This window comes from Nocardia sputorum (assembly GCF_027924405.1).
GTDB classification, from domain to species: Bacteria; Actinomycetota; Actinomycetes; order Mycobacteriales; family Mycobacteriaceae; genus Nocardia; species Nocardia sputorum.
In genome coordinates, this window is the sequence record NZ_AP026978.1 from 2,420,278 (window position 1) to 2,442,076 (window position 21,799).

At 67.7% G+C, this 21,799-nt stretch carries 18 protein-coding genes; 11 read left to right on the forward strand and 7 right to left on the reverse strand.

What is annotated here, in order from left to right:
* Nucleotides 1-51: 51 nt before the first annotated feature.
* Nucleotides 52-885: a tRNA (adenine-N1)-methyltransferase gene (locus QMG86_RS11215; RefSeq protein ID WP_281879354.1), complete on the forward strand. Its 834-nt coding sequence runs from the start codon at nt 52-54 to the stop codon at nt 883-885.
* A gap of 37 nt (nt 886-922) precedes the next feature.
* On the opposite strand, the gene QMG86_RS11220 is transcribed toward QMG86_RS11215, so the two are convergent.
* Nucleotides 923-1,435, reverse strand: a complete 513-nt coding sequence (locus QMG86_RS11220) for a WKL family lipoprotein (RefSeq protein ID WP_281879355.1) — start codon at nt 1,433-1,435, stop codon at nt 923-925.
* Nucleotides 1,436-1,614: 179 nt separating this feature from the next.
* Here QMG86_RS11220 and arc point away from each other — a divergent pair, with 179 nt between their 5' ends.
* The gene (gene arc / locus QMG86_RS11225) at nt 1,615-3,375 is read left to right on the forward strand and encodes a proteasome ATPase (RefSeq protein ID WP_281879356.1); all 1,761 of its coding nucleotides are present in this window, start codon (nt 1,615-1,617) and stop codon (nt 3,373-3,375) included.
* Nucleotides 3,376-3,466: 91 nt separating this feature from the next.
* Here arc and QMG86_RS11230 read toward each other — a convergent pair whose 3' ends face one another.
* Nucleotides 3,467-4,477, reverse strand: a complete 1,011-nt coding sequence (locus tag QMG86_RS11230) for an RNA polymerase subunit sigma-70 (RefSeq protein WP_281879358.1) — start codon at nt 4,475-4,477, stop codon at nt 3,467-3,469.
* A gap of 104 nt (nt 4,478-4,581) precedes the next feature.
* On the opposite strand from QMG86_RS11230, the gene QMG86_RS11235 reads away from it, so the two are divergent.
* The 3 genes from QMG86_RS11235 to QMG86_RS11245 are packed head-to-tail and all read left to right on the forward strand — an operon-like array spanning nt 4,582 to nt 7,132.
* Nucleotides 4,582-4,947 carry a nuclear transport factor 2 family protein gene (locus QMG86_RS11235; RefSeq protein WP_281879359.1) on the forward strand — a complete coding sequence of 122 codons (366 nt, stop codon included), beginning with the start codon at nt 4,582-4,584 and terminating at the stop codon, nt 4,945-4,947.
* Nucleotides 4,948-4,980: 33 nt separating this feature from the next.
* Entirely contained in the window at nt 4,981-5,616 is a 636-nt protein-coding gene (locus tag QMG86_RS11240) for a TetR/AcrR family transcriptional regulator (protein ID WP_281879360.1), read from the forward strand.
* Nucleotides 5,609-7,132, forward strand: a complete 1,524-nt coding sequence (locus tag QMG86_RS11245) for a glycosyltransferase family 39 protein (RefSeq protein ID WP_281879361.1) — start codon at nt 5,609-5,611, stop codon at nt 7,130-7,132. Before QMG86_RS11240 ends, QMG86_RS11245 begins: the two co-directional genes overlap by 8 nt.
* A gap of 10 nt (nt 7,133-7,142) precedes the next feature.
* On the opposite strand, the gene QMG86_RS11250 is transcribed toward QMG86_RS11245, so the two are convergent.
* Entirely contained in the window at nt 7,143-9,248 is a 2,106-nt protein-coding gene (locus tag QMG86_RS11250; protein WP_281879362.1) for an acyltransferase family protein, read from the reverse strand.
* Nucleotides 9,249-9,455: 207 nt separating this feature from the next.
* Here QMG86_RS11250 and QMG86_RS11255 point away from each other — a divergent pair, with 207 nt between their 5' ends.
* Nucleotides 9,456-9,938 carry a cation:proton antiporter regulatory subunit gene (locus QMG86_RS11255; RefSeq protein WP_281879363.1) on the forward strand — a complete coding sequence of 161 codons (483 nt, stop codon included), beginning with the start codon at nt 9,456-9,458 and terminating at the stop codon, nt 9,936-9,938.
* Nucleotides 9,939-9,943: 5 nt separating this feature from the next.
* Entirely contained in the window at nt 9,944-11,125 is a 1,182-nt protein-coding gene (locus QMG86_RS11260; RefSeq protein WP_281879364.1) for a cation:proton antiporter, read from the forward strand.
* 96 nt (nt 11,126-11,221) lie between these two features.
* On the opposite strand, the gene QMG86_RS11265 is transcribed toward QMG86_RS11260, so the two are convergent.
* Nucleotides 11,222-11,953 carry a peptidylprolyl isomerase gene (locus QMG86_RS11265; protein WP_281879365.1) on the reverse strand — a complete coding sequence of 244 codons (732 nt, stop codon included), beginning with the start codon at nt 11,951-11,953 and terminating at the stop codon, nt 11,222-11,224.
* 207 nt (nt 11,954-12,160) lie between these two features.
* Here QMG86_RS11265 and QMG86_RS11270 point away from each other — a divergent pair, with 207 nt between their 5' ends.
* From QMG86_RS11270 to QMG86_RS11280, 3 genes are read left to right on the forward strand one after another with little or no spacing between them, the layout of a single operon-like run.
* Nucleotides 12,161-12,997: a nitrilase-related carbon-nitrogen hydrolase gene (locus tag QMG86_RS11270; protein ID WP_281879366.1), complete on the forward strand. Its 837-nt coding sequence runs from the start codon at nt 12,161-12,163 to the stop codon at nt 12,995-12,997.
* A gap of 16 nt (nt 12,998-13,013) precedes the next feature.
* Nucleotides 13,014-14,435 carry a dihydropyrimidinase gene (gene hydA, locus QMG86_RS11275; RefSeq protein WP_281879367.1) on the forward strand — a complete coding sequence of 474 codons (1,422 nt, stop codon included), beginning with the start codon at nt 13,014-13,016 and terminating at the stop codon, nt 14,433-14,435.
* A 34-nt stretch (nt 14,436-14,469) separates the two neighbouring features.
* On the forward strand, nt 14,470-15,516 hold the full coding sequence (locus tag QMG86_RS11280; RefSeq protein WP_281879369.1) for a TIGR03842 family LLM class F420-dependent oxidoreductase: 1,047 nt from the start codon (nt 14,470-14,472) through the stop codon (nt 15,514-15,516).
* Between the two features lie 818 nt (nt 15,517-16,334).
* On the opposite strand, the gene QMG86_RS11285 is transcribed toward QMG86_RS11280, so the two are convergent.
* The 3 genes from QMG86_RS11285 to QMG86_RS11295 form a co-directional block, all read right to left on the reverse strand.
* Entirely contained in the window at nt 16,335-17,606 is a 1,272-nt protein-coding gene (locus QMG86_RS11285; RefSeq protein WP_281879370.1) for a PucR family transcriptional regulator, read from the reverse strand.
* 244 nt (nt 17,607-17,850) lie between these two features.
* The gene (locus tag QMG86_RS11290) at nt 17,851-18,300 is read right to left on the reverse strand and encodes a MarR family winged helix-turn-helix transcriptional regulator (RefSeq protein ID WP_281879372.1); all 450 of its coding nucleotides are present in this window, start codon (nt 18,298-18,300) and stop codon (nt 17,851-17,853) included.
* Between the two features lie 362 nt (nt 18,301-18,662).
* The gene (locus QMG86_RS11295) at nt 18,663-18,869 is read right to left on the reverse strand and encodes a hypothetical protein (protein WP_281879373.1); all 207 of its coding nucleotides are present in this window, start codon (nt 18,867-18,869) and stop codon (nt 18,663-18,665) included.
* 565 nt (nt 18,870-19,434) lie between these two features.
* On the opposite strand from QMG86_RS11295, the gene QMG86_RS11300 reads away from it, so the two are divergent.
* Nucleotides 19,435-21,690, forward strand: coding sequence for a SulP family inorganic anion transporter (locus QMG86_RS11300; RefSeq protein ID WP_281879375.1), 2,256 nt, complete (start codon nt 19,435-19,437; stop codon nt 21,688-21,690).
* Nucleotides 21,691-21,799: the final 109 nt, after the last annotated feature.

The following is a 21,799-nucleotide window of genomic DNA, read 5'->3' on the forward strand; positions in this document are numbered from 1 at the left end:
CGACACGCCGGTGCGCGACAGCACGGATTCCAACCAGCGGAACGGAGATTCATGACGGCCAGACGGACCGGGCCATTCACCATCGGTGACCGGGTGCAGCTGACCGATGCCAAAGGGCGCCTGTACACGGTGGTCTTGGAGCCGGGTAAGGAGTTCCACACTCATCGTGGCGGGATCAAGCACGACAGCCTGATCGGCGCCGACGAGGGCAGCGTGGTGCACTCCACCAACGGCACGCCGTACCTCGCGCTGCGTCCGCTGCTGATCGACTACGTGCTGTCCATGCCGCGCGGCGCCGCGGTGATCTACCCCAAGGACGCCGCGCAGATCGTGCACGAGGGTGACATGTTCCCCGGCGCGCGCGTGCTCGAAGCGGGCGCGGGATCCGGCGCGCTGACCTGCTCGCTGCTGCGGGCGGTCGGGCCGCAGGGGCAGGTGGTGTCCTACGAGATCCGCGCCGACCACGCCGAGCATGCGGTCCGCAATGTGGAGACGTTCTTCGGGGAACGACCGGCGAACTGGTCGCTGACCGTCGGCGATGTGGCCGACTACACCGGGGAGCCGGTGGATCGCGCCGTGCTGGACATGCTCGCGCCGTGGGACGCGCTCCCCGCCGTGTCCAAGGCGCTGGTGCCGGGCGGCGTGCTGATCGTCTACGTCGCCACCGTCACGCAGCTGTCGAAGGTGGTCGAAGCGCTGCGCGAGCAGGAGTGCTGGACCGAGCCGCGATCGTGGGAGTCGCTGGTGCGGCCCTGGCATGTCGTCGGCCTCGCCGTGCGGCCCGAACATCGCATGCAGGGTCACACCGCTTTCCTGGTCAGCGCCCGCAGGCTGGCCGAGGGCACCGTCACGCCCAAGCCGCAGCGCAGGCCCTCGAAGGGCTGAGCGCGGCCCGGGCGGGTGCGCGCGGCGCTCGGCCCGCTCAGGCCGGGACGCAGGGCGCCTGCGCGAAGCCGAGCAGCAGGCAGCCGCTGGCGTCCGACAGCTTCCAGGTGCCGTCGACGTTCTCCCAGCTCAGCGGCACGGCGGGCGCGGCGCCGTGCGGGGAGGTGATGGTCACCTGCGCGTTCGCGGTGGTGCCCTGGACGGTGAGGTCGGCGACGGTGAAGGTGAGCGTGTAGCCCTGCAGGCCCTTGTTCATCTGGTCGATGTTCGCGGTGCGCTGCTCACCGTTGACGATCAGCTTGGACTTCTCCGCGGTGGGTACATTCGAATCGGCGAACTTGCCGAGCATCGCCTGCAAGCTCTCGGCGGTCGGCGCGGCGGTCGCATGGTCGCCGTGATCGTGGGTACCCGAGGCGGCGGCGCTGGTGGTGGCCGAGGTCGCCGTAGCGGAGTCGTTGTCGGATCCGCAGGCCGCCAGTGCGCCGGAGATGGCCAGCGCCGCGGCGGCGGTGGCAAGGGATACACGCAGGGTTCTCGCGGGAAGGAGCATGGTCGGCAACCTTTCGGCTCGGGTGGCGGGCGGGCTCGCCAGGGTCGGGTTAGGGCAGGCTAACATGGTGGTCCGGCCGCCGATCGCGGCCCAGATGTGATCACCACGAAACCATGTCGGAAAGCGAGAACGGGTCGCGCCCGGTAGCGTTGATAGACCGGGACTGGGAGGAGCAGCACATGAGCCCCATCGAGAATTCGGATTCGGCGGCCTGGAGAGAGCTCGAGGCGGTACGCGCCGAGGCGGCTGCACTCCGAAGGCAACTCGCCGACTCGCCAGATCGCACACGGGAATTGGAAGCCCGCATCGATTCGCTGACCATTCGCAACACGAAGCTGATGGACACCCTCAAGGAAGCGCGCCAGCAGCTGGTGGCGCTCCGTGAGGAGGTCGATCGGCTGGGTCAGCCGCCGAGCGGATACGGCATCCTGATCGGTGTGTACGACGATCAGACGGTCGACGTGTTCACTTCGGGTCGCAAGATGCGGTTGACGTGTTCACCGAACATCGAGACCTCGACGCTCGAGTACGGTCAGACCGTCCGCCTCAACGAGGCGCTCACAGTCGTCGAGGCCGGGCACTACGACGCGGTCGGCGAGATCGGCACCCTCCGGGAGATCCTCGACGACGGACGTCGCGCCCTGGTCGTCGGTCATGCCGACGAGGAGCGCGTGGTGTGGCTGGCAGGCCCGCTGGCGAAGGTCGCCGAGATGGACGACCTGGACGACCCCGATTCCCCCATTCGCAAGCTGCGGCCGGGCGACTCGCTGCTGGTGGACTCGAAGGCCGGTTTCGCCTTCGAGCGCATCCCCAAGGCCGAGGTCGAGGACCTCGTGCTGGAAGAGGTGCCCGACGTCGACTACGGCGACATCGGCGGTCTCGGCAGGCAGATCGAGCAGATCCGCGACGCGGTGGAGCTGCCCTTCCTGCACAAGGACCTGTTCCGCGAGTACGCGCTGCGCCCGCCGAAGGGCGTGCTGCTCTACGGTCCGCCCGGCTGCGGTAAGACGCTGATCGCCAAGGCGGTGGCCAACTCGCTGGCCAAGAAGATCGCCGAGGCGCGCGGTGAGGATGCCAAGGAAGCCAAGTCGTACTTCCTGAACATCAAGGGCCCGGAGCTGCTCAACAAGTTCGTGGGCGAGACCGAGCGCCACATCCGGATCATCTTCCAGCGGGCGCGTGAGAAGGCGTCCGAGGGCACGCCGGTGATCGTGTTCTTCGACGAGATGGATTCGATCTTCCGCACCCGCGGCTCAGGCGTCTCCTCCGACGTGGAGACCACGGTGGTGCCCCAGCTGCTGTCGGAGATCGATGGCGTCGAGGGCTTGGAGAACGTCATCGTGATCGGCGCCTCCAACCGTGAGGACATGATCGATCCGGCGATCCTGCGGCCGGGCCGCTTGGACGTGAAGATCAAGATCGAGCGGCCGGACGCGGAGTCCGCGCAGGACATCTTCTCGAAGTACCTCACCGAGGAGCTGCCGCTGCACGACGACGATCTGGCCGAGTTCGGCGGCGACAAGGGCCTGTGCATCCGCGCGATGATCGAACGGGTCGTCGACCGGATGTACGCCGAGAGCGAGGACAACCGCTTCCTGGAGGTCACCTACGCCAACGGTGACAAAGAGGTCCTGTACTTCAAGGACTTCAACTCCGGCGCCATGATCCAGAACATCGTGGACCGCTCCAAGAAGTACGCCATCAAGGCGGTGCTCGACACCGGCAATCCGGGCCTGCGGATCCAGCATCTCTACGATTCGATCGTGGACGAGTTCTCCGAGAACGAGGACTTGCCCAACACCACGAATCCGGATGACTGGGCGCGCATCTCGGGCAAGAAGGGCGAGCGGATCGTCTACATCCGCACGCTGGTCACCGGCAAGAACGCCAGCGCCAGCCGCGCCATCGACACCGAGTCGAACACCGGTCAGTACCTGTAAGGTTCCGCCGGACCACGAAGGGCCGCGTCTCTCCGGAGGCGCGGCCCTTCGCCGTTCGTGCAGGAGCCAGGTCGCCGTCGGCTCGTGCCGGTCAGGCAGGCGGCGGGCCGTCCGGCAACCGGTCGGGCAGGCCGAACCTCGGGTAGAGAGCGTCGAGGTGGAAACGGGTGATCCTGCCGATGCGGTCGCCCGCTGGTGTGAGCACGATCAGGCCGGCTGGAGTCGCGACCGGGCGCACCGCGTCGTCGAGATAGGCGCCGAACGCGGGCAGGCCGTTGGCTCCGGTCGGCACCAGGTGGACGCGGCGCTCGCCACTGTAGGCGAAGGAAGCGGACAGGAATTCCGCGATCGCGGCCGGACCGTGGTACTCGTGTGGCGCGGGCGGCATCGAAAGCCACGCGTCGTCGGTGAGCAGGGCGATCACGCCTTCGACGTCGCCCGAGAGGTACGCTGCGGCGAAACGACTTGCGAGAGCGCGTTCTTCGGGAGCGGCCCGGCGCGGAAACGTTCGGCCCCGATGCCGGTCGAGCGACGCCCGTGCGCGTTGCAGATGTCCCTTGACCACGGTGGGCGTGACGCCGAGGAGGTCGGCCACCTCGGCGACGGGGAAGCCGAGGACGTCGCGCAGCACCAGGGTCGCGGCTTGGCGCGGCGGCAGCCGCTGCAACCCCATGACGAAGGCCAGCTCGACCGCTTCGGTGGCCGCGTAGCGGGCCTCCGGGCCGGGCGCGGGATCGGCGATGTCGAGCTTGCTGTCGGGATATGGCTGCAACCAGCGCAGTTCGTCCCGGCGGGTGGGTTCGGGCGGCGAGAACGGGGGCACCGGCTCGGGCGGCACCCGGCGGCGGGCGTCCCGCAGCGCGTTGAGGCACCGGTTGGTGGCGATGCGGTACAGCCACGAGCGCAGCGACGACCGTTGCTCGAAGCCCGGCAGGCCGCGCCAAGCCGCCAGCAAGGTCTCCTGCACCATGTCCTCGGCATCGGTCATCGAGCCGAGCAGGCGGTAGCAGTGCAGTTCCAACTCGCGCCGGTACGGGTCGGTGAGGACCCGAAACGCCGACTCGTCGCCCGCACATGCCCGTTCCAGGGTCGTCTGCTGCACGCCGTCGATGGTGCCAGTTCGTCGTCGGGCGTTCCATCGGGCCCGTTCTCGGTGTCACTACCTACAGCACGGCGAAGCGCCGATGCTCACCGGAAGGAGACACCATGTCCGAACCCATCGCTCTGCGGACTTCGCTCGCGTTCTATCGCGCCTGGACCGGTCACGATTTCGCCGACGCCATGACCTACGTCGCCGACGACATCATCTGCGACGCCCCCGCCGGGCGAATCACCGGAGCCGCGGCGTTCCGCGATTTCCTCGAACCGTTCAGCCGGATCCTCACCGACTCGACCTTGCTCGCCTCATTCGGTGACGACCGCACTGCGCTGCTGATGTACGACACCGTGACCGTTCCGGTTCCGAACGCACCCGGCGCGGAATGGCACAAGGTGATCGACGGACGGATCACGTATGTCCGGATCATCTTCGACCGTGCGCCGTTCGACGCGGCTCGGGCCGCCGCGCGCTGAATCGGCGTAGACCGCTCGTGCTAATATTTGGCCATGCGGCCAGAAAATAGTACGGGCGGTCAACGGAGGTCGTTCATCGAAGAGGCGCGGCGGCGGCAGATCATCGCCGCGGCGGTGGAGGTGATCTCCGAAGTCGGGTACGCGAATGCTTCGCTGGCGCGGATCGCCGAGCACGCGGGCATCTCCAAGGGCGTCATCTCCTACCACTTCGAGGGCAAGGACGACCTGATGACGCAGCTGGTGATCCAGCTGTACGTCTCGGCGGCGGAGTACATCGCGCCACGGGTGGGCGCGGCCGTCGGCGCGCGCGAGAGCCTGCTGGCCTATCTCACATCGAACCTCGGCTTCATCGAAGCGAATACGACCTACGTGGCGGCGCTGGTGGAGGTCGTGACGAATCTGCGCGACGCGGAGGGCAAACCGAAATTCGCCTCCGCCGACGGGGAACGTGACATCATCGCGCCGCTGGTCGGCATCATGACCGACGGGCAGCGCACCGGTGAGTTCGGCGAGTTCGATCCACTGTTGATGGCCAAGTCGATCCGCGACGCCATCGACGGCGCGGCGGGACGCGCCGTGCGGGAGCCGGATTTCGCGATGGAGGCCTACGCGGCGCATTTGTGCAGGCTGTTCGACACGGCGACACGCAAGGTGAGCGAGCATGACTGAAGTGCTGAATCCCGCACGGCGGCAGACGGATCCCGGCGAACCGCGACCACCGTTCGCCCTCGGCGGAGTGGGCGCGGTGGCGGCGCTCGGTGCGCTGGCGCTGCTGGTCTCGATCGGGAGGTATGGATTCTTCGGCGACGAGCTGTATTTCGTCGCCGCGGGGCGCAGGCTCGCCGTCAGCTATGCCGATCAGGGGCCGTTGTTGCCGGCCATCGCCAGGGTGATGGATCTGCTCGCCCCGGGCTCCCTGGTGGCGTTGCGCCTTCCGGCTGTGCTCGTCACCGTGGCCGCGGTGGTGATCACCGCCCAGATCGCCCGGGAGTTCGGGGGCGGCTGCGCGGCGCAGATGCTGGCCGCGGCCGCCTACGCCACCTCGCCGTTCCTGCTGGTACAAGGTGATCAACTCGCCACCAACACGATCGACACGGCCCTGTGGGTAGTGGTGAGCTGGCTGGTGGTCCGCTGGGTCCGCACCCGCCGCGACGGCCTGCTGGTGGCGGCTGCGCTGGTCACCGCGGTGGACATGCAGGTCAAGTGGCTGATCCCATTCTTCTGGATCGCCCTCGTGATCGGGGTGGCGAGCTACGGACCGCGTGAGCTGCTGCGCCGCCCCGCGCTGTGGTGCGGCGGCGCGGTAGTCGTGCTGACCATGGTGCCCAGTCTGGTGTGGCAGGCGACGCACGGGTGGCCGCAGTTACGACTGGGTGGGACGGTCGCCGCCGAGCAGGCCACGATCGGCGGTCGCTACGTCTGGCTGCCGCTGGCGCTCGCCGCCGCCGGCCTGATCGGCGGCCTGCTGCTGGTCTACGGAGTGTGGACGCTGTTGCGGGCGGAGTCCTGGCGGCCCTACCGGTTCCTCGCACTGCTGCCGATAGTGCTGGTCGTGGTCTTCATCGCGACGAACGGACGTCCGTACTACGCGGCGGGCTGCTACGGAGTGCTGATCGCGGCCGGGGCTGTGCGGTGGACCGGGAACCGGCGTCGCTCGCGCGCGATCGCCACCGTCCCGTTGCTCGCGCTGTCCGTCGCGCTGGTGATGTTCTCCCTGCCACTGCGTCCGGAGTCCGCTGTCGAGCCGGTCGACACGCAGGCTCAGGCGGGCCTGGAGATCGCGATCTACGGGCGATTCGGCTGGTCGGAACTCGCGGCGGGGGCAGCGGCGGCCTACCGTGCCCTGCCGGAGCCGGAGCGTTCGTCGGCCGTGGTGATCGCCGACTCCTATTGGCAGGCAAGCGCTTTGGACGTCGATCGGGCCGAGTACGGCCTGCCCGCCGTCTACAGTCCGAATCGTGGTTTCGGCTACTTCGGCACCCCGCCGGACACGGCCACGACAGTGCTCTGGGTGGGCGGCACCGAGGCCGACGTGCGCGCGCACTGCGCCGAGGTCACCGCGGCGGGGCAGGTCGACGCGCGGCTGGGGTATCCCGGTGTCACCCGCGGCGTCACCATCTGGCGCTGTGCGCAACCGCGTGCGCCGTGGTCGCGATCCTGGCCGGACATGTTGCGGCTGAACTGATCGCCGCGGTTCACCACCAGCCGAGGATCGGCGACAAGTGCCTGCCGAGTTCCGGCGCGAGCGAGCGTGCATAACTGGCGGTGAGGTGGTGCTCGTCGTGGTAGATCAGGACGTTGCCCTCGGCGGCCGCGCATACGTCGCGTTCGCACAGCGCATCGGATAGGTCCAACGGGAACACGTTGGGGAACGCCGCGGTGAACTCCAGCGCCGGGTTGACCTCGTCCAGTGCCTCCGCGCGCGGCATTCCGCAGCTGATCCGGTCGCCCTGCTGGGCAAGGCAGTCGATGGCCCGGTACCGCACGCCGTCGCGGCGCAGCCATGGCGTGTCGCGGATGGCGAGCACGTTGAGGCCGCGGTCGGCCAGCCGCGTCCAGACGTCCAGATAGTCGGCTGGGGTCTCGTCGCCCGCGCCGTCGCGCGGGCGGGTCGCCGTGGTGAAGACCCACTCCGGGCGTTCGACGCCCAAGCGGTCGATCACCTCCACCGACCAGTCGCGGCAATCGGGGTTGGCCTCGCCCTTGTACATCGGTTCCGCCGCCACGGTCAGCGGGCAGCCCATTTTCAGATAGACCTCGACCCGGAAGGCGTGCTCGCGGGCGAGCAGGTCGAGCGCGGGCACCCAGTGCTCGGCATGCGAACTGCCCACCACCGCGACGGTGCGCTGCGCGCCCGCGTCCCCGTAGGTGCAGGTGATGACCTCGCGGGTGTCCCAGTCCGCGATGCAGCCGTCGCGCGAAGGGTAGGCGGCATCCGCGGGCGCCTCGTATACGGACGGACGCATCGCGGCCTCGGGCGTGCTCGCGCCGCTGACCAGCGCCTCCGCGCCGGGATAACGCAACGAGTCCAGCGACGCCACCGCCCGAGGCGGATTCGCTCGGGTGGCCACCTGCTCGCCCACCGAGGCGGCGAGCACCGCGATGCCCAGCACGGCGACCAGCCGGCTGGTGCGGACGGCGCGGGCAGGTGTCTCCGCGGCCGGACGGCCGGAGCGCATCCGCAGCGGCTCCTCGACGAAACGGTTCGTCAGGTGGGCGAGCGCCAGCGCCGCCGCGATGACGCCCAGGCCGACGCCCAGCCCCGCGGTCGCGGCTCCGGTCCGCGCCAGCACGAAGATCAAGATCGGCCAATGCCACAGGTACAGCGCGTAGGACAGTTCGCCGAGCCGCACCGCGGCCGGTGCGCCGAGCAGCCGATTGGGCAGCGGTTGCCGGTCGGCGGGCAGCCCGGCGCCCGAGACGATCAGCGCCAGCGCGGCGCCGACCGGCACCAGCGCCGCCGGACCGGGAAACCGGTCGGCGCCGTCGATCCACCACCCGCAGGTGAGCACCGCGACCGAGCCGAGGACGGCCGCCGCGACCCGCACCACGCGCGGCGGCGACAGCCAGGGCGCGACGACCGCCAGCAGCGCTCCGGCCAGCAGTTCCCAAGCGCGGGCGAAACTGTCGTAGTAATTCCAGCCCTGATGCGCCGCGGCGCCGTGCGCGGCGTAGAGGAAGGAGGCCGTCGCGCCCACGGCGAGCGCGACGGCCATGACGGGACGCAGCGCCCCGGGGCGCGCGAAACACCGGCACAGGGCCGCCGCCGACGCCACGCCGAGCAGCGCCAGGAGGTAGAACTGCGCCTGCACCGCCATCGACCACAGGTGCTGGAGCGGGCTCACCGACGGATCGGCGGCCAGGTAGTCCGACCAGGACAGCGCCAGGTACCAATTCTGGTAGTGCAGCAGCGACGCCAGGGTCTGCGCGGCCATCTCGCCCCACTGGGTGAACGGGCGCAGCAGCACGGTCGCCGCGACCACGGCGGCCAGGAGCGTCACCAGCGCGGGGAGCAGCCTGCGGGCGAGTCTGCGCGCGGTGTGCGCGACGCGGACCGTGCCGGCGGACTCCGCGCCGCGCAGCAGCGAGCCGGTGAAGAAGAAGCCGGACAGCACCAGGAACACGTCTACCCCGCCCGACACCCGGCCGAACCAGATGTGGAACGCCACGACCAGCGCTATCGCCACGCCACGCAGGCCGTCCAAGTCGTGCCGGTGCGCTCCGGCCGTCCGCGGAGGGGCCGCGGCGGTGGCGACCGCACCTGGTGCGCGGAAGCGATGCACCGCTCGGGCGACCGTCACCGGGCCCGCATGGCGCGGTCGCTGCGGGAACGGAAGGCAACGGCTGGGCGACGGGGTGATGTACGGGACACGTCATCTCTCTTATCACGCACGGTGAATCCCGGTCCAACTCACAAGGCGGCGGTGTGGTGCGGAAACGACCGATTAATACGGACAATTCGGTCACCTGCCGACCGGGCGTCGTCCGCCGGTCGTTAGGGTGGAGTCGTGAACGTTGAGGTGACACCCTTGCCGGGTATCGGTGTGCGTAAAGATTTTCCGCTGACCAATAGCCGACGCCGGATCGGTGTGATCGACCACCGCGACGGCACGATGGACCTCATCGTGAGCAAAGCGGACGACCCCGACGAGACCGAACAGGTGCCCCTGACGGGCAAGGAGGCGGCCGTGCTGGCCAGCCTGCTCGGTGCGCCGCAGCTGGTCGAACAACTCCGTGAGGAGCACCGGGCGTTCACCGGTTTGACCACCCGTCAATTGTCCATCCCGGACCGGTCCCGCTTCGACGGGCGCAGGCTGGGCGAGACCCAGATGCGCACCCGGACGAAGGCGTCCATCGTCGCGGTGGTGCGCAGCGGGCAGCCGATTCCCTCGCCGGGGCCGGACTTCACCTTCACCGCCGGGGACGTACTCGTCGTCGTCGGCACCGTGGAGGGCCTCGAGGCCGCCGCCAAGATCCTGTTAGACGGCTGAGCGGCATGGTGGCACACGAGACCGCGCTCGCGCTGATCCAGCTGGGCGCGGTATTTTTCGGCCTCGGCCTGCTCGGGCGGATCGCCGCACGCATCGGCATGTCGCCCATCCCGCTGTACCTGATCGGCGGGCTGGTCTTCGGCACCGGCGGCCTGGTCGAGTTGCGGCAGGTGGACGACTTCATCCACCTCGCCAGCGAAATCGGCGTCGTGCTGCTGCTGTTGCTGCTCGGCCTGGAATACAGCGCGCCGGAATTGGTCACGGGCATGCGCCGATCGTGGGCCGCGGGTGTCATGGACATCGTGCTCAACGCGACGCCGGGCGTGCTCGTCGCGCTGGGGCTGGGTTGGGGGTTCACCGGCGCCATCGCCATGGCCGGGGTCACCTATATCTCGTCCTCGGGCATCGTCGCGAAGGTCCTCAACGATCTGGGCAGGCTCGGCAACCGCGAGACGCCGGTGATCCTGTCCATCCTGGTGTTCGAGGACCTGGTGATGGCCGGATACCTGCCGGTCCTGACCGCGGTGCTGGCCGGTGTCGGCTTCCTGGCCGGGCTGAAGACGCTGGCCATCGCCTTGGTGGCGGTCACCGTCGTGCTGATCGTCGCGCTGCGTTACGGCCGCTACGTCTCGGCGATCGTCGACAGCGCCGACCGCGAGATCTTCCTGTTGAAGCTGCTCGGCTCCGCCTTGCTGGTGGCGGGCGCGGCCTCCGCGGTCCAGGTGTCCGCCGCGGTCGGCGCGTTCCTGCTCGGCATCGCGATCTCGGACTCGACCGCGCACAACGCGACCAAGCTCCTGGAGCCGCTGCGAGACCTGTTCGCCGCGCTGTTCTTCGTGCTGTTCGGCTTGAGCACCGATCCGGCGAGCATCCCGCCGGTGCTGGGGTGGGCGTGCCTGCTGGCGCTGGTCACCACGGCCACCAAGATCGCCACCGGATGGTGGGCGGCCAAGCGAGCCGGTGCGGGCCGCTTGGGCCGGGCACGCGCGGGCACCGCCTTGGTCGCGCACGGCGAGTTCTCGATCGTCATCGCGGGACTCGCCGTCGCGGCGGGCGCGGTCCCCGCGGAATTCGCCGCGCTGGCCACCACATACGTGCTGCTGATGGCGGTGCTCGGCCCGATCGCCAGCCGGTTCGTCGAACCGGTCATGGCGCTCGTGCTGCGGCGGCGCGCCGGCGTGTCCTGACCGACACCGACCTTCTCTGGGAGGTCGTCTACTTCGAGGACCGAGCGGCTGAACCCGCGGTGGCGACGCCGGATCGCACCGCCACCGCGGCGGGATTCAGTTCCGCCCGACGGCGACGGAATTCAGCACGACCTCGACGGCGGGCTCGCCGTCGGACGAGCCGTCCTTGACACCCGCGGTGGCGATGGACGACAGAACATCCATGCCCGCGGTGACTCGCCCGAACGGCGTGTAGTCAGGCGGCAGCGGCGCGTCGCGGTAGACCAGGAAGAACTGGCTGCCGTTGGTGCCGGGCCCCGCATTCGCCATGGCGACCGTTCCGGCCGGGTAAGTGGCCCCCGCCAGGTTCTCGTCGGGGAAGAAGTAACCGGGGCCGCCCATGCCGGTGGCGGTCGGGTCGCCGCACTGCAGGACATAGATGCCTTCGGTGGTGATCCGGTGGCACTTCGTGTGGTCGAAGAACTGCTCACCGGCCAAGAACGCGAACGAGTTGACCGTGCGCGGGGCGCGTGCCGCGTCCAGGGCGATGGTCACGGTGCCACAGCTGGTGGTCAGCGTTGCCGTGTATCCGGCGTTGGCGTCGATGGTCATACCGGGTTCGGCGGGCCATTGCTTGCCGTTCGGCTGGCCGGCGGCCGGTGCGCCGCAGCGGGCCGGTCCCTGCTCGCGAGCCGGCGCGGGGGTCGCCGAGACGACACCCGCCGCGGACGCCACCAGCGTCACGCCGACGGCGAGTACCCCGAGGATCCGCAGCGATCGCCACGGTAGGCCCCGGCGCCCCGCGCGCCGGCCGTTGACGAGTTCTCGCGCTTGCACTTCGCTGCTCACCGCTGAAAATCTCCTTCACTCGGGGTTGCGCACCGGACGATGCAGCGCGAATCATTCCATCTCCCCCGGCGTGGTGGGTGCGTACGGCGCGATTACCCGTGTGCGCGGTCCGATGAAGGGGGACCGCGATGGCCGCAGATCGGCCACAAAATGTTTCCGGCAACCTGTTGGACAACAGAATTGGTTCCCGGTGACGTATAACAAAGCATGGGAATCGTTCGAGCGGCGCTGGTCCAAACGAACTGGACCGGCGACAAGGAGTCGATGCTCGAGGCGCACGAGGCCTACGCGCGCCGGGCCGCCGCGGAGGGGGCCGCGGTGATCTGTTTCCAAGAGCTGTTCTACGGGCCCTACTTCTGCCAGCGGCAGGACACGGAGTTCTACGGCTACGCCGAATCGGTCCCGGGGCCGACGACGGAGCGGTTCGCCGCACTGGCGAAGGAATTGCGCCTGGTGATGGTCCTGCCGGTGTACGAGCAGGAACAGCCGGGCCTGTTGTACAACACGGCCGCGGTGATCGACGCCGACGGCAGTTATCTCGGCAAGTACCGCAAACACCATCTGCCGCACGTGCACGGATTCTGGGAGAAGTTCTACTTCCGGCCGGGCAACCTCGGCTGGCCGGTGTTCGATACGGCGGCCGGCAAGGTCGGCGTGTACATCTGCTACGACCGGCACTTCCCGGAGGGCTGGCGGGCCCTGGCGCTCGCCGGGGCCGAGATCGTGTTCAACCCGTCGGCCACGTCGCGAGGCCTGTCCGGCTACCTCTGGAAACTGGAGCAACCGGCGGCCGCGGTGGCCAACGAGTATTTCATCGGCGCGATCAACCGGGTCGGCGTCGAAGAATACGGCGACGACGACTTCTACGGCACCAGCTATTTCGTCGATCCCGAAGGCCGGTTCGTCGGTGATGTCGCCTCCGACACCGGCCCCGAACTTGTCGTCCGGGACCTGGACATGGATTTGATCAAGGTGGTGCGCGAGCGCTGGGCCTTCTACCGCGATCGCAGGCCCGACGCCTATGGGCCGCTGGTGGCCCCCTGAGACGGGGAGAACGACGATGGCGCGTACTTTCATCCACGGCGGCACGGTCGTCTCCGCCACCGGATCGCAACTGCTCGACGTGCTCATCGAGGGCGAGACCATTGTCGCCGTCCTCCAGCCGGGCTCCGCAGCGCTGGGTGCGGACCTCGCCGCCTCCGCGGACCGGGTGCTCGACGCGACCGGCAGATACGTGATCCCCGGCGGCGTGGACGGCCACACGCACATGCAGATGCCCTTCGGCGGGACCGAAGCCTCCGACACCTTCGAGACCGGCACCCGCGCGGCGGCGTGGGGTGGCACCACCACCATCGTCGACTTCGTCGTCCAGCGGCCAGGGGAGCGGGTCCAGGACACCCTGGCCGCTTGGCATGCGAAGGCCGCCGGGCAGTGCGCGATCGACTACGGCTTCCATCAGATCATCGGTGCGGTCGATGACGAATCCTTGAAGGCCATGAGCGAATTGGTGGCCGAGGGCGTCACCAGCTTCAAACTCTTCATGGCCTATCCCGGTGTCTTCTACTCCACCGACGCGCAGATCCTGCGCGCTATGCAGTCCGCGGCGGATCTGGGCGCGCTGCTGATGATGCACGCCGAGAATGGGATCGCCATCGACGTGCTGGTCGAGCAGGCGCTCGCGCGCGGGGAGACCGCGCCGTATTTCCACGGCACGACCAGACCGTGGCAGCTGGAGGAGGAGGCCACCCACCGCGCGATCATGCTGGCCGAGTTGACCGGTGTGCCGCTGTACATCGTGCACGTGTCGGCGAAGCAGGCGCTGGCCCGGATCGCCGTCGCCCGCGACGCCGGGCGCAACGTCTTCGGCGAGACCTGCCCCCAATACCTGTACCTCTCGCTCGAAGACCAGCTGGGCGCACCGGGTTTCGAGGGCGCGAAATGGGTGTGCTCGACACCGCTGCGGGCGAAGGCCGAGGGACATCAGGACGAGCTGTGGCGCTACCTGCGCACCGGTGACGTCACGACGGTCGGCACCGACCACTGCCCGTTCTGCCTGAAGGACCAGAAAGAGCTGGGGCTCGGCGACTTCAGCAAGATCCCCAACGGCATCGGCGGCGTCGAACATCGGATGGACCTGATCTTCCAGGGCGTCCGGTCCGGCCGGATCCCGCTGGAACGCTGGGTCGACGCGTGCTGCACCGCTCCGGCCCGGATGTTCGGCATGTACCCGCGCAAAGGGGTGATCAGCCCGGGCGCGGACGCCGACATCGTCGTCTACGACCCGGACGGCCACACCAGCATCGGGCTCGGCAAGACCCATCACATGAATATGGACTACTCGGCCTACGAAGGATTCGAGATCGACGGGCACGTCGACACGGTGCTGTCCCGGGGCCGGGTGGTCGTCGACGACGGCGTCTATCTGGGGCACGCCGGACACGGCCGGTTCGTCAAGCGTGAACTCTCGCAGAACCTGATCTGACGACGCATCTCGATCCTCGAACGGAGAGTGCCGCATGGACATCGGTCTGGTGCTGCAATGCACGCCCCCGGCCGCGCGGGTGATCGAACTGGCCAGGCTCGCGGAGACCTACGGGTTCTCCCACGTCTGGACCTTCGACTCGCATGTGCTCTGGCAGGAGCCCTACGTCATCTACAGCCAGATCCTGGCCGCTACCCGCAAGGTGATGGTCGGTCCGATGGTGACCAACCCGGCCACCCGGGACTGGACGGTGACCGCCTCGGCCTTCGCCACGCTCAACGAGATGTTCGGCAACCGCACGCTGTGCGGGATCGGCCGCGGTGACTCGGCTGTCCGCACGCAGGGCGGCAAACCCGCGACCTTGGCTACGCTGCGGCAAGCGGTGGAGGTGATCCGGGAGCTGGGCAACGGGCGCAGCGCGCGAATAGACGACACCGTGGTCCGGCTGCCGTGGGCGGCCGATTCGCGGCTGGAGGTATGGGTAGCGGGCTACGGGCCGCGTGCTCTCGACCTGACCGGTGCGGTCGCGGACGGATTCATCCTCCAACTGGCCGACCCGGACATCACCGCCTGGACCATCGCGCGGGTGCGCGCGGCGGCCGAGCGCGCGGGCCGGGACCCGGCAGCGGTGCGGATCTGCGTCGCCGCGCCCGCTTACGTCACCGACGGGACGGACGCGGCGCTGGCGCACGCACGGCAGCAGTGCCGATGGTTCGGCGGGATGGTCGGCAACCACGTGGCGGAGATCGTCGCCAAATACGGCGCGCACAGCGACATTCCGGCGGCGCTCACCGACTACATCGAAGGCAGGCGCGGCTACGACTACAGCCAGCACGGCCGCGCGGGCAACGTCCACGCCGAATTCGTGCCCGATGCCATCGTGGACCGCTTCTGCCTGCTGGGCACGCCCGACGACCAGTTGATCCGCTTACGCGAACTGGCGGGGCTCGGCGTCGACCAATTCGCCGTCTATCTCCAGCACGACGCGAAGATCGCGACTCTGGAGGCGTACGGTGAATCGGTGCTGCCTCGTCTCGATCCCCTCCTGACCGCGACCCAGCCGACCGAAGGGGGCGTCTAGCGTGGTCGATCACGTCTTCCGACTCGCTGATCGGGGTGAACTCGCCTCAGGTGCGTGTTCATGGGGTCAGAGGGGCCCTTAGGTAAAAGGCTGTGGTGGCGTGCAGTCCGTGCTGAGAGTGGTTCGGCGCCGACTTCGCTGGCCGCCGAATCTGCTGTCGCTACTGGCGGATTCCTGAGGAGAGACGATGAACGTCTACAGCGGAGTGCAGCGCCTGGCGTTCGCGTGAGCTGCCGGTCGCTCGAGAAGGTAGTTCGCGCCTGATGTGCACGCACCAGTGGCGCAGTGTCGAGATCACCTCCATCGCAACTGTCGACACCGTGGTTGCGGTGGAATGAGTTTGCTCCAGAAGTCGTGGCGTACTGCGTCCCACAACGTGGCCATTTCCGGAAGGAGTTCTCGTGCTTGTGCGAGATCCGGAAAGTCCTCGGGGCCGAAGGATACGATCGGCGTGGCACTGGATGTCTCGTGGACTGCGACGATCGAGATCAGGTGGTTCTGAAACGGCTGCCACGTCGCGCGCAGTCCGCCGGCTTCGGTTCGCCGCATATCATCCATTTCTGTTTCCAACTCGTAGACTTTGTTCGAGATCTATTTCGACCGCTGCCGGGTCGACTTTCCGCTGGTTCTGTTGCGCGTTTTTCCACCGACCGGCTCCGGTGCGGAAACCGGTAGAAAATGTAGAATTCCCTCGTTTGCGAAGCGTAGGCGTACCGGGCCGTAAAATACTTCGATCGGCGGCGCTCTCCAGCGCGTGTAATGCTGTTCTGCGGCGGGAACGGTGGACGCTGATCGACCGGAGTAATTCCGCGCCCTGTTTACCTTCGGTAAGTGCGGGCAACCAATGCCGAACGGAGATGCCACAGCCCGCTGGCCATGGTGGGATCGAATCCGGTCAGCTGACCGATCCGCTTGAGCCGGTGGTCCACGGTGTTGGTGTGTACGTGCAGTAGCCGCGCAGTGCGCTGGCGGTTCAGGTTGTGCGCGATATGGACCTGCAAGGTATCGAGCAGTTCGGGGTGCTCGTCCAGTGGATCGAGCAGCGATCCGAGATGCTCACGGGCGGCACCGGGGCGGGTGAGCTGGTATTCCAGGGCCAGATCGTCGAAGTGGTACAGGTCCGGCACCGACCGCAGCCGGGTGACCATGTCGAGTAGTTCGTGGGCTTGATCGGCAGCGGTGGGCACAGCGTCGGTGGTGGCGGTGACCGCTGCGGCGGTGATGTGCACGCGGGCCGCCCGCGACAGATGCCCGATCAGGTCCTTCGAGGCGCCCTTGGTGATGTGATCGGCGGGGATGAGCAGGGTGCCGCCGTCGACCGACAGCAGCGACAGCACTGTGTCGTCGCAGCGGGTAGCCAGCTCCGCCTGTACGCGCCGGAGTTTGCGGCGGGCAACGACTTTCGCGTCCAGCATCGGGTTGGACTCGTCCGGGTGGGGTGGAATGGCAAGGGCTATGACGCGATAGCGGTCGGAGATGTCGATGCCACACTCGCGGGCCATGGTGGAGGTGGGGTGCCCTCCGAGTAGCGCCGAGGTGAGCGTGTGCACCGCGGTGTGGTGCTCGGACACGACCGCGCGCAGTTCGCGCACATAGGCCACCGAGACCGCCGTGGTCATGGTGTCGAGCATTTCGACGACGAGTTTGGCGCCATCGAGGATGTTTTGATAGTCGGCCAGGCTGGGAGTGGGCATCGGATCGATGTGGGCTGAGTCGGCGGTACGCCGACGGGCCGAGGTGGCGGACACCACCAGGTCGAAGCCGATCTTGAAGCCCTCGTGGATGGCGTGGTGAATGGTACCAATAGGTACGCCCTCGCGAGCCCACTGGGCTGCGGCGTCCTCGAGTTGTTCGGTCTTCTCCGGAATGTTGCTGCCGTCCAGAATGCTGACTGCCAGTTCTAAGCACACACGGGTGATGACGGTGATGTCGCCGTGGATCGCATCGCCGGGCAGGGTGCCGCAGGGGGCGACGGTTTCGACGAAATGCCCCACCATCTGCCGCGATAGGGCGCGTACATCCTTCAGTGGCAACGACATGGGCTGGCCGGAGACCGTGAGCCCTTGTCGGCGCGGGGCAGTGACAGGCATAGCCGAACTTCCTTTCACCCCCGTTAACTGCACTATTGCTCCAGGGTAACCAGAACGAGATTCATAGGGACGGTTTACTCCGAGTAACGTGAATTTCCGGGGGAGTGATCAGCAAGCGGTAGTGATAGTTCACAACGACGGTCGGTTCGAGCCTCCCCGGATCTGCCGACGGGCCGGTGGGCTGCGCAGCGCACCTATCGGCAGTGCGCTCGCCTGCTACCGGCGGGTGCGCGGCGTGGATGGATCACCCGTAGGCCATTCTCTCCAGCAGGTCCAGCGCTTCGTGTACCTTGCTCAACTCGTCGGTCGGCAAGTTCTCCGACAGAACTCGCGCGAGAGCGTTGTTGAGTGACTCCTGTTGCCCGCAGACCCAGGCCAGGCCGTCGTCGGTGAGCATCAGGTTCACGCGGCGTCCGTCGATGGGGTCGCGGACGCCGGCGATCAGCCCTTGATCTCGTAACCCGTCGACGACATTGCGCATCGTCTGCGGGCGCAACATCTCCAGGCGAGCCAGATCGACAGCGGCCATGGCTCCGCATCGGTGCAAGCGTCCCAGCACCGCCCATTGCGTCGCGGACAATCGGCACTCGTTCGGATCCCTCCGGATGCGGCGCAAAATCACGGTCAATGCAATGCGCAGGCGCGTCGCCGTGGCGGCCAGCGCTGCGGCGTCCGCGGCATCAACTGCCGACATGCAACTCCTGATTCACTTGACGGGAAGCTATTTGTGGGTGGGTTCGGTATCGACACTGCCTGTCGGGTGCTTGGCCACCGGAGGTCGATGCGCCGGCCCAGGCGGCCCTCATTGCGCTGCTTGGTGACCGTGCCGGTGGGCGGGCTGTTCGGCCTGTGGCGCCGACGTGGCCCTTCGGCGCCCGACAGGCGAGGGGTGGTGTCCGACGCGCAGTCGCTGGTGCGCCATGCCCGCAGCCGCTCAGCCGGCCGGCCGCTGTTCGATCTTGTTGCGCGGGCTGTGCGGCGGTGACGGCTTCGAACTGGAAAGCGCGCCGTTGTGCTCACCCTGGACCATGCCGCCACCGCCGCGTGCCGCTCGAGTCAGCCGATAGGCAGACAGAAGGTGTTCTCGGCCGAGCCAAGGGGGATGGGAATGCACAATTCCACCGAGCCCGCGACGGGGGCGGCCGCGGACGCATCCGCTGCGGCCGTGCCGACACCGAGGGCGGTGGCCGATAGTGCGAATGCGGCCACGGCGAGCGGGCGGATAATCCTCGAGTTCATACAGACATCCTCAGTCGTGTTCATGGGGAATTCCCGGGTTCGGGACGGAACGATCAGATCACGAACTCGAAGGTCCTTGCACGGCTTTTTCCAGAGTTTGGATTTCTAGATCAACTCGATACGGAGTCGTCGTAGATCATCACAGTAACCAGTGGCATCAACACTAACTGTGACCCGAATGCACACGATAGTTCTGCTCATTGCCTGTGGCATTTCGTCGCCCGGCATCGGATACGCCGACGTCGACCATGAGTGCCTGCCGTGCTGCACCCGTGCCCTGCGCTGTCGGTAACCTCTGAGCAGTGGCGTGTCCGCCGTTTCAGGAAAACTCATTTCTGAAGCAAATTTCCCGGTGGGCGCTGTGAAGCCGAGTAAGACGCTGCCCCCCGGAATAGTGCCGGTCACAAACATTCGTTCGTCCTGTTTTTCGCTTCGCCATTGCCAGTACGTTGAGATCGGAAACCCCCCATGCCGGAGAGGCTGCCGGACGCTGATATCTCGGAACCGTCGTCGTTCCGCGGCTGCTTTCGATGCCTGGAGAATATGTTCGACCGACCGGACCGGCCTGTTGGCCTGGTGAAGGAGAAATATGTCCACCGACACCGATGCGACCCGTGTTTCGGCCGCTCCACCGGGGAGCCTCTGGTCCGATCGGCTTTCGTCGATCTCCCGCCATGATCTGCCCGCCTCGATCGTGGTGTTCCTTGTCGCCCTGCCGCTGTCGCTGGGCATTGCCATCGCCTCGGACGCCCCGATTGCCGCCGGCCTGATCGCGGCCGCTGTGGGCGGCATCGTGGTCGGCTTCCTCGGTGGGAGCCCGCTACAGGTCAGCGGGCCTGCGGCCGGCCTCACCGTGGTGGTCGCCGAGATCATCCACCAGTTCGGCTGGAAGACAACCTGTTTCATTACGGCAGCGGCTGGCCTCTTGCAGATCGTGTTCGGTTTGAGCCGGATCGCGCGCGCCGCGCTGGCGATAGCGCCGGTCGTCGTGCATGCCATGCTCGCCGGTATCGGTGTCACCATCGCGCTGCAGCAGGTGCACGTGCTGCTGGGCGGGGCGTCGCGCAGCTCGGCCTCCGAGAACATCACCGAACTCCCCGGCCAGCTGCTGAACGCGCACGGTGACGATTTCGTCATCGGCGTGATCGTCATCGGCATCATCGTCGCCTGGCGCCGGGTACCCGAGAAGGTTCGCCTGATCCCGGGCCCGTTGGTCGCGGTGCTGGTGGGTACGGCGCTGTCGCTGGCGCTACCTGGTGATCCGGACCGTATCAAGATCGACAGCTCCCTGTTCGACGCCATCGGCCTGCCCGCACTGCCCAGCGGCAACTGGGGCGGAGTAGCGCTGGCGGTGCTTACGATCGCCTTGATCGCCAGTGTGGAGAGTCTGCTGTCGGCGGTGGCCGTGGACAAGCTGCACACCGGCAAGCGCACCGACTTCGACCGCGAGCTGATGGCTCAGGGCACGGCCAACATGGCCTCCGGCATGCTCGGTGGACTTCCGGTCACGGGCGTGATCGTCCGCAGCTCCACCAACGTGGCCGCCGGTGCGCGCACCCAGTCCTCGGCGATTCTGCACGGCGTATGGATTTTGGTGTTCTCCCTCGCGCTCGTCGGCGTCGTGCAGCAGGTCCCGAAGTCCGCACTGGCCGGGTTGCTCATCGTGGTGGGCGTCCAGCTGGTGAAGCTGGCCCACATCCAGCTCGCCCATCGCACCGGCGACCTGGCGGTATACGCGGTGACCATGGTCAGCGTGGTGTTCCTGAACCTGCTCGAGGGCGTGCTGATCGGCTTGGCTATGGCGTTCGCGATGCTGCTGTGGCGAGTGGTGAAGGTATCGATGCAGGTCACACCGGTGCCAGGCACCGACCGCTGGATCGTCCGCGTCGAGGGCACGTGCACGTTCCTGGCATTGCCGAAGCTGACCAAGAAACTGGCCATGGTGCCGACCGGCGCCGACGTACTGGTCGAGCTGACCGTCGACTTCCTCGACCACGCCGGCTACGAGGCCATCCACGACTGGACTCGCCAGCACGAAAGTACAGGTGGCGCTGTGGAATTCGTCGAGATCGGCACCGCGCGCATGGAACATGCCATGACCGGACCACCCCGGCGCGGCCGGGCACGCGGCATGCTCGACGAGGTACTCGGCCCGTGGCGCGAGCGCAGTGGCGACGCGGTCGCAGCGGGCGTGGTCGCCTACCATCGCAGCCACGCCCACGTGATCCGGCCGCACCTGGATCAGCTGCGTGACCGGCAAGATCCGCACTCGCTGTTTCTCACCTGCGCCGACTCGCGCATCGTGCCCAATGTGATCACCAATAGCGGTCCTGGTGACCTCTTCACCGTCCGCAATGTCGGCAACCTCCACCCCGCCGACGGATCGGACGCCTCGATCGAGGCGGCCCTGTCCTTCGCGGTGGACCACCTGAAGGTGCGCGACGTGGTGGTGTGCGGCCATTCCTCCTGCGGCGCCATGCAGGCCCTGCTGACCGGCGCCTCCACCGGACCGGGACTGGACAACTGGCTCGCCCATGCCCGCCCGAGCCTGGATGCCTACCGTGCGGGGCACCCGGTGCGGGCGTCCGCGGCGGCCGCGGGTTATGACGAGACCGCCCAGTTGAGCATGGTCAATGTCGCCGTTCAGCTCGAGATTCTGCAACGCCACCCGGTGGTCCGTCAGGCCGCCGCTGCCCGCGGCCTGACGGTATCGGGCCTGTTCTTCGACATCTCCACCGCCTGCATGCTCGAGATCACCACCGACGGCGTCAACGAATTCACTGACCGGGTCGCCGAACCGGTCATGGTGACCGGTCGGGGGCGAGTTCGCCGGTCCGCCCGATGAACTCGTGCCCCATAGCGATGGCAACACCATCGCGACTACACGTCGACCGCCGAATCGCGGTGCACGCCGCTGCAAAGAGTGAATCCAACCGCTACGGCGGTGCTCCGGC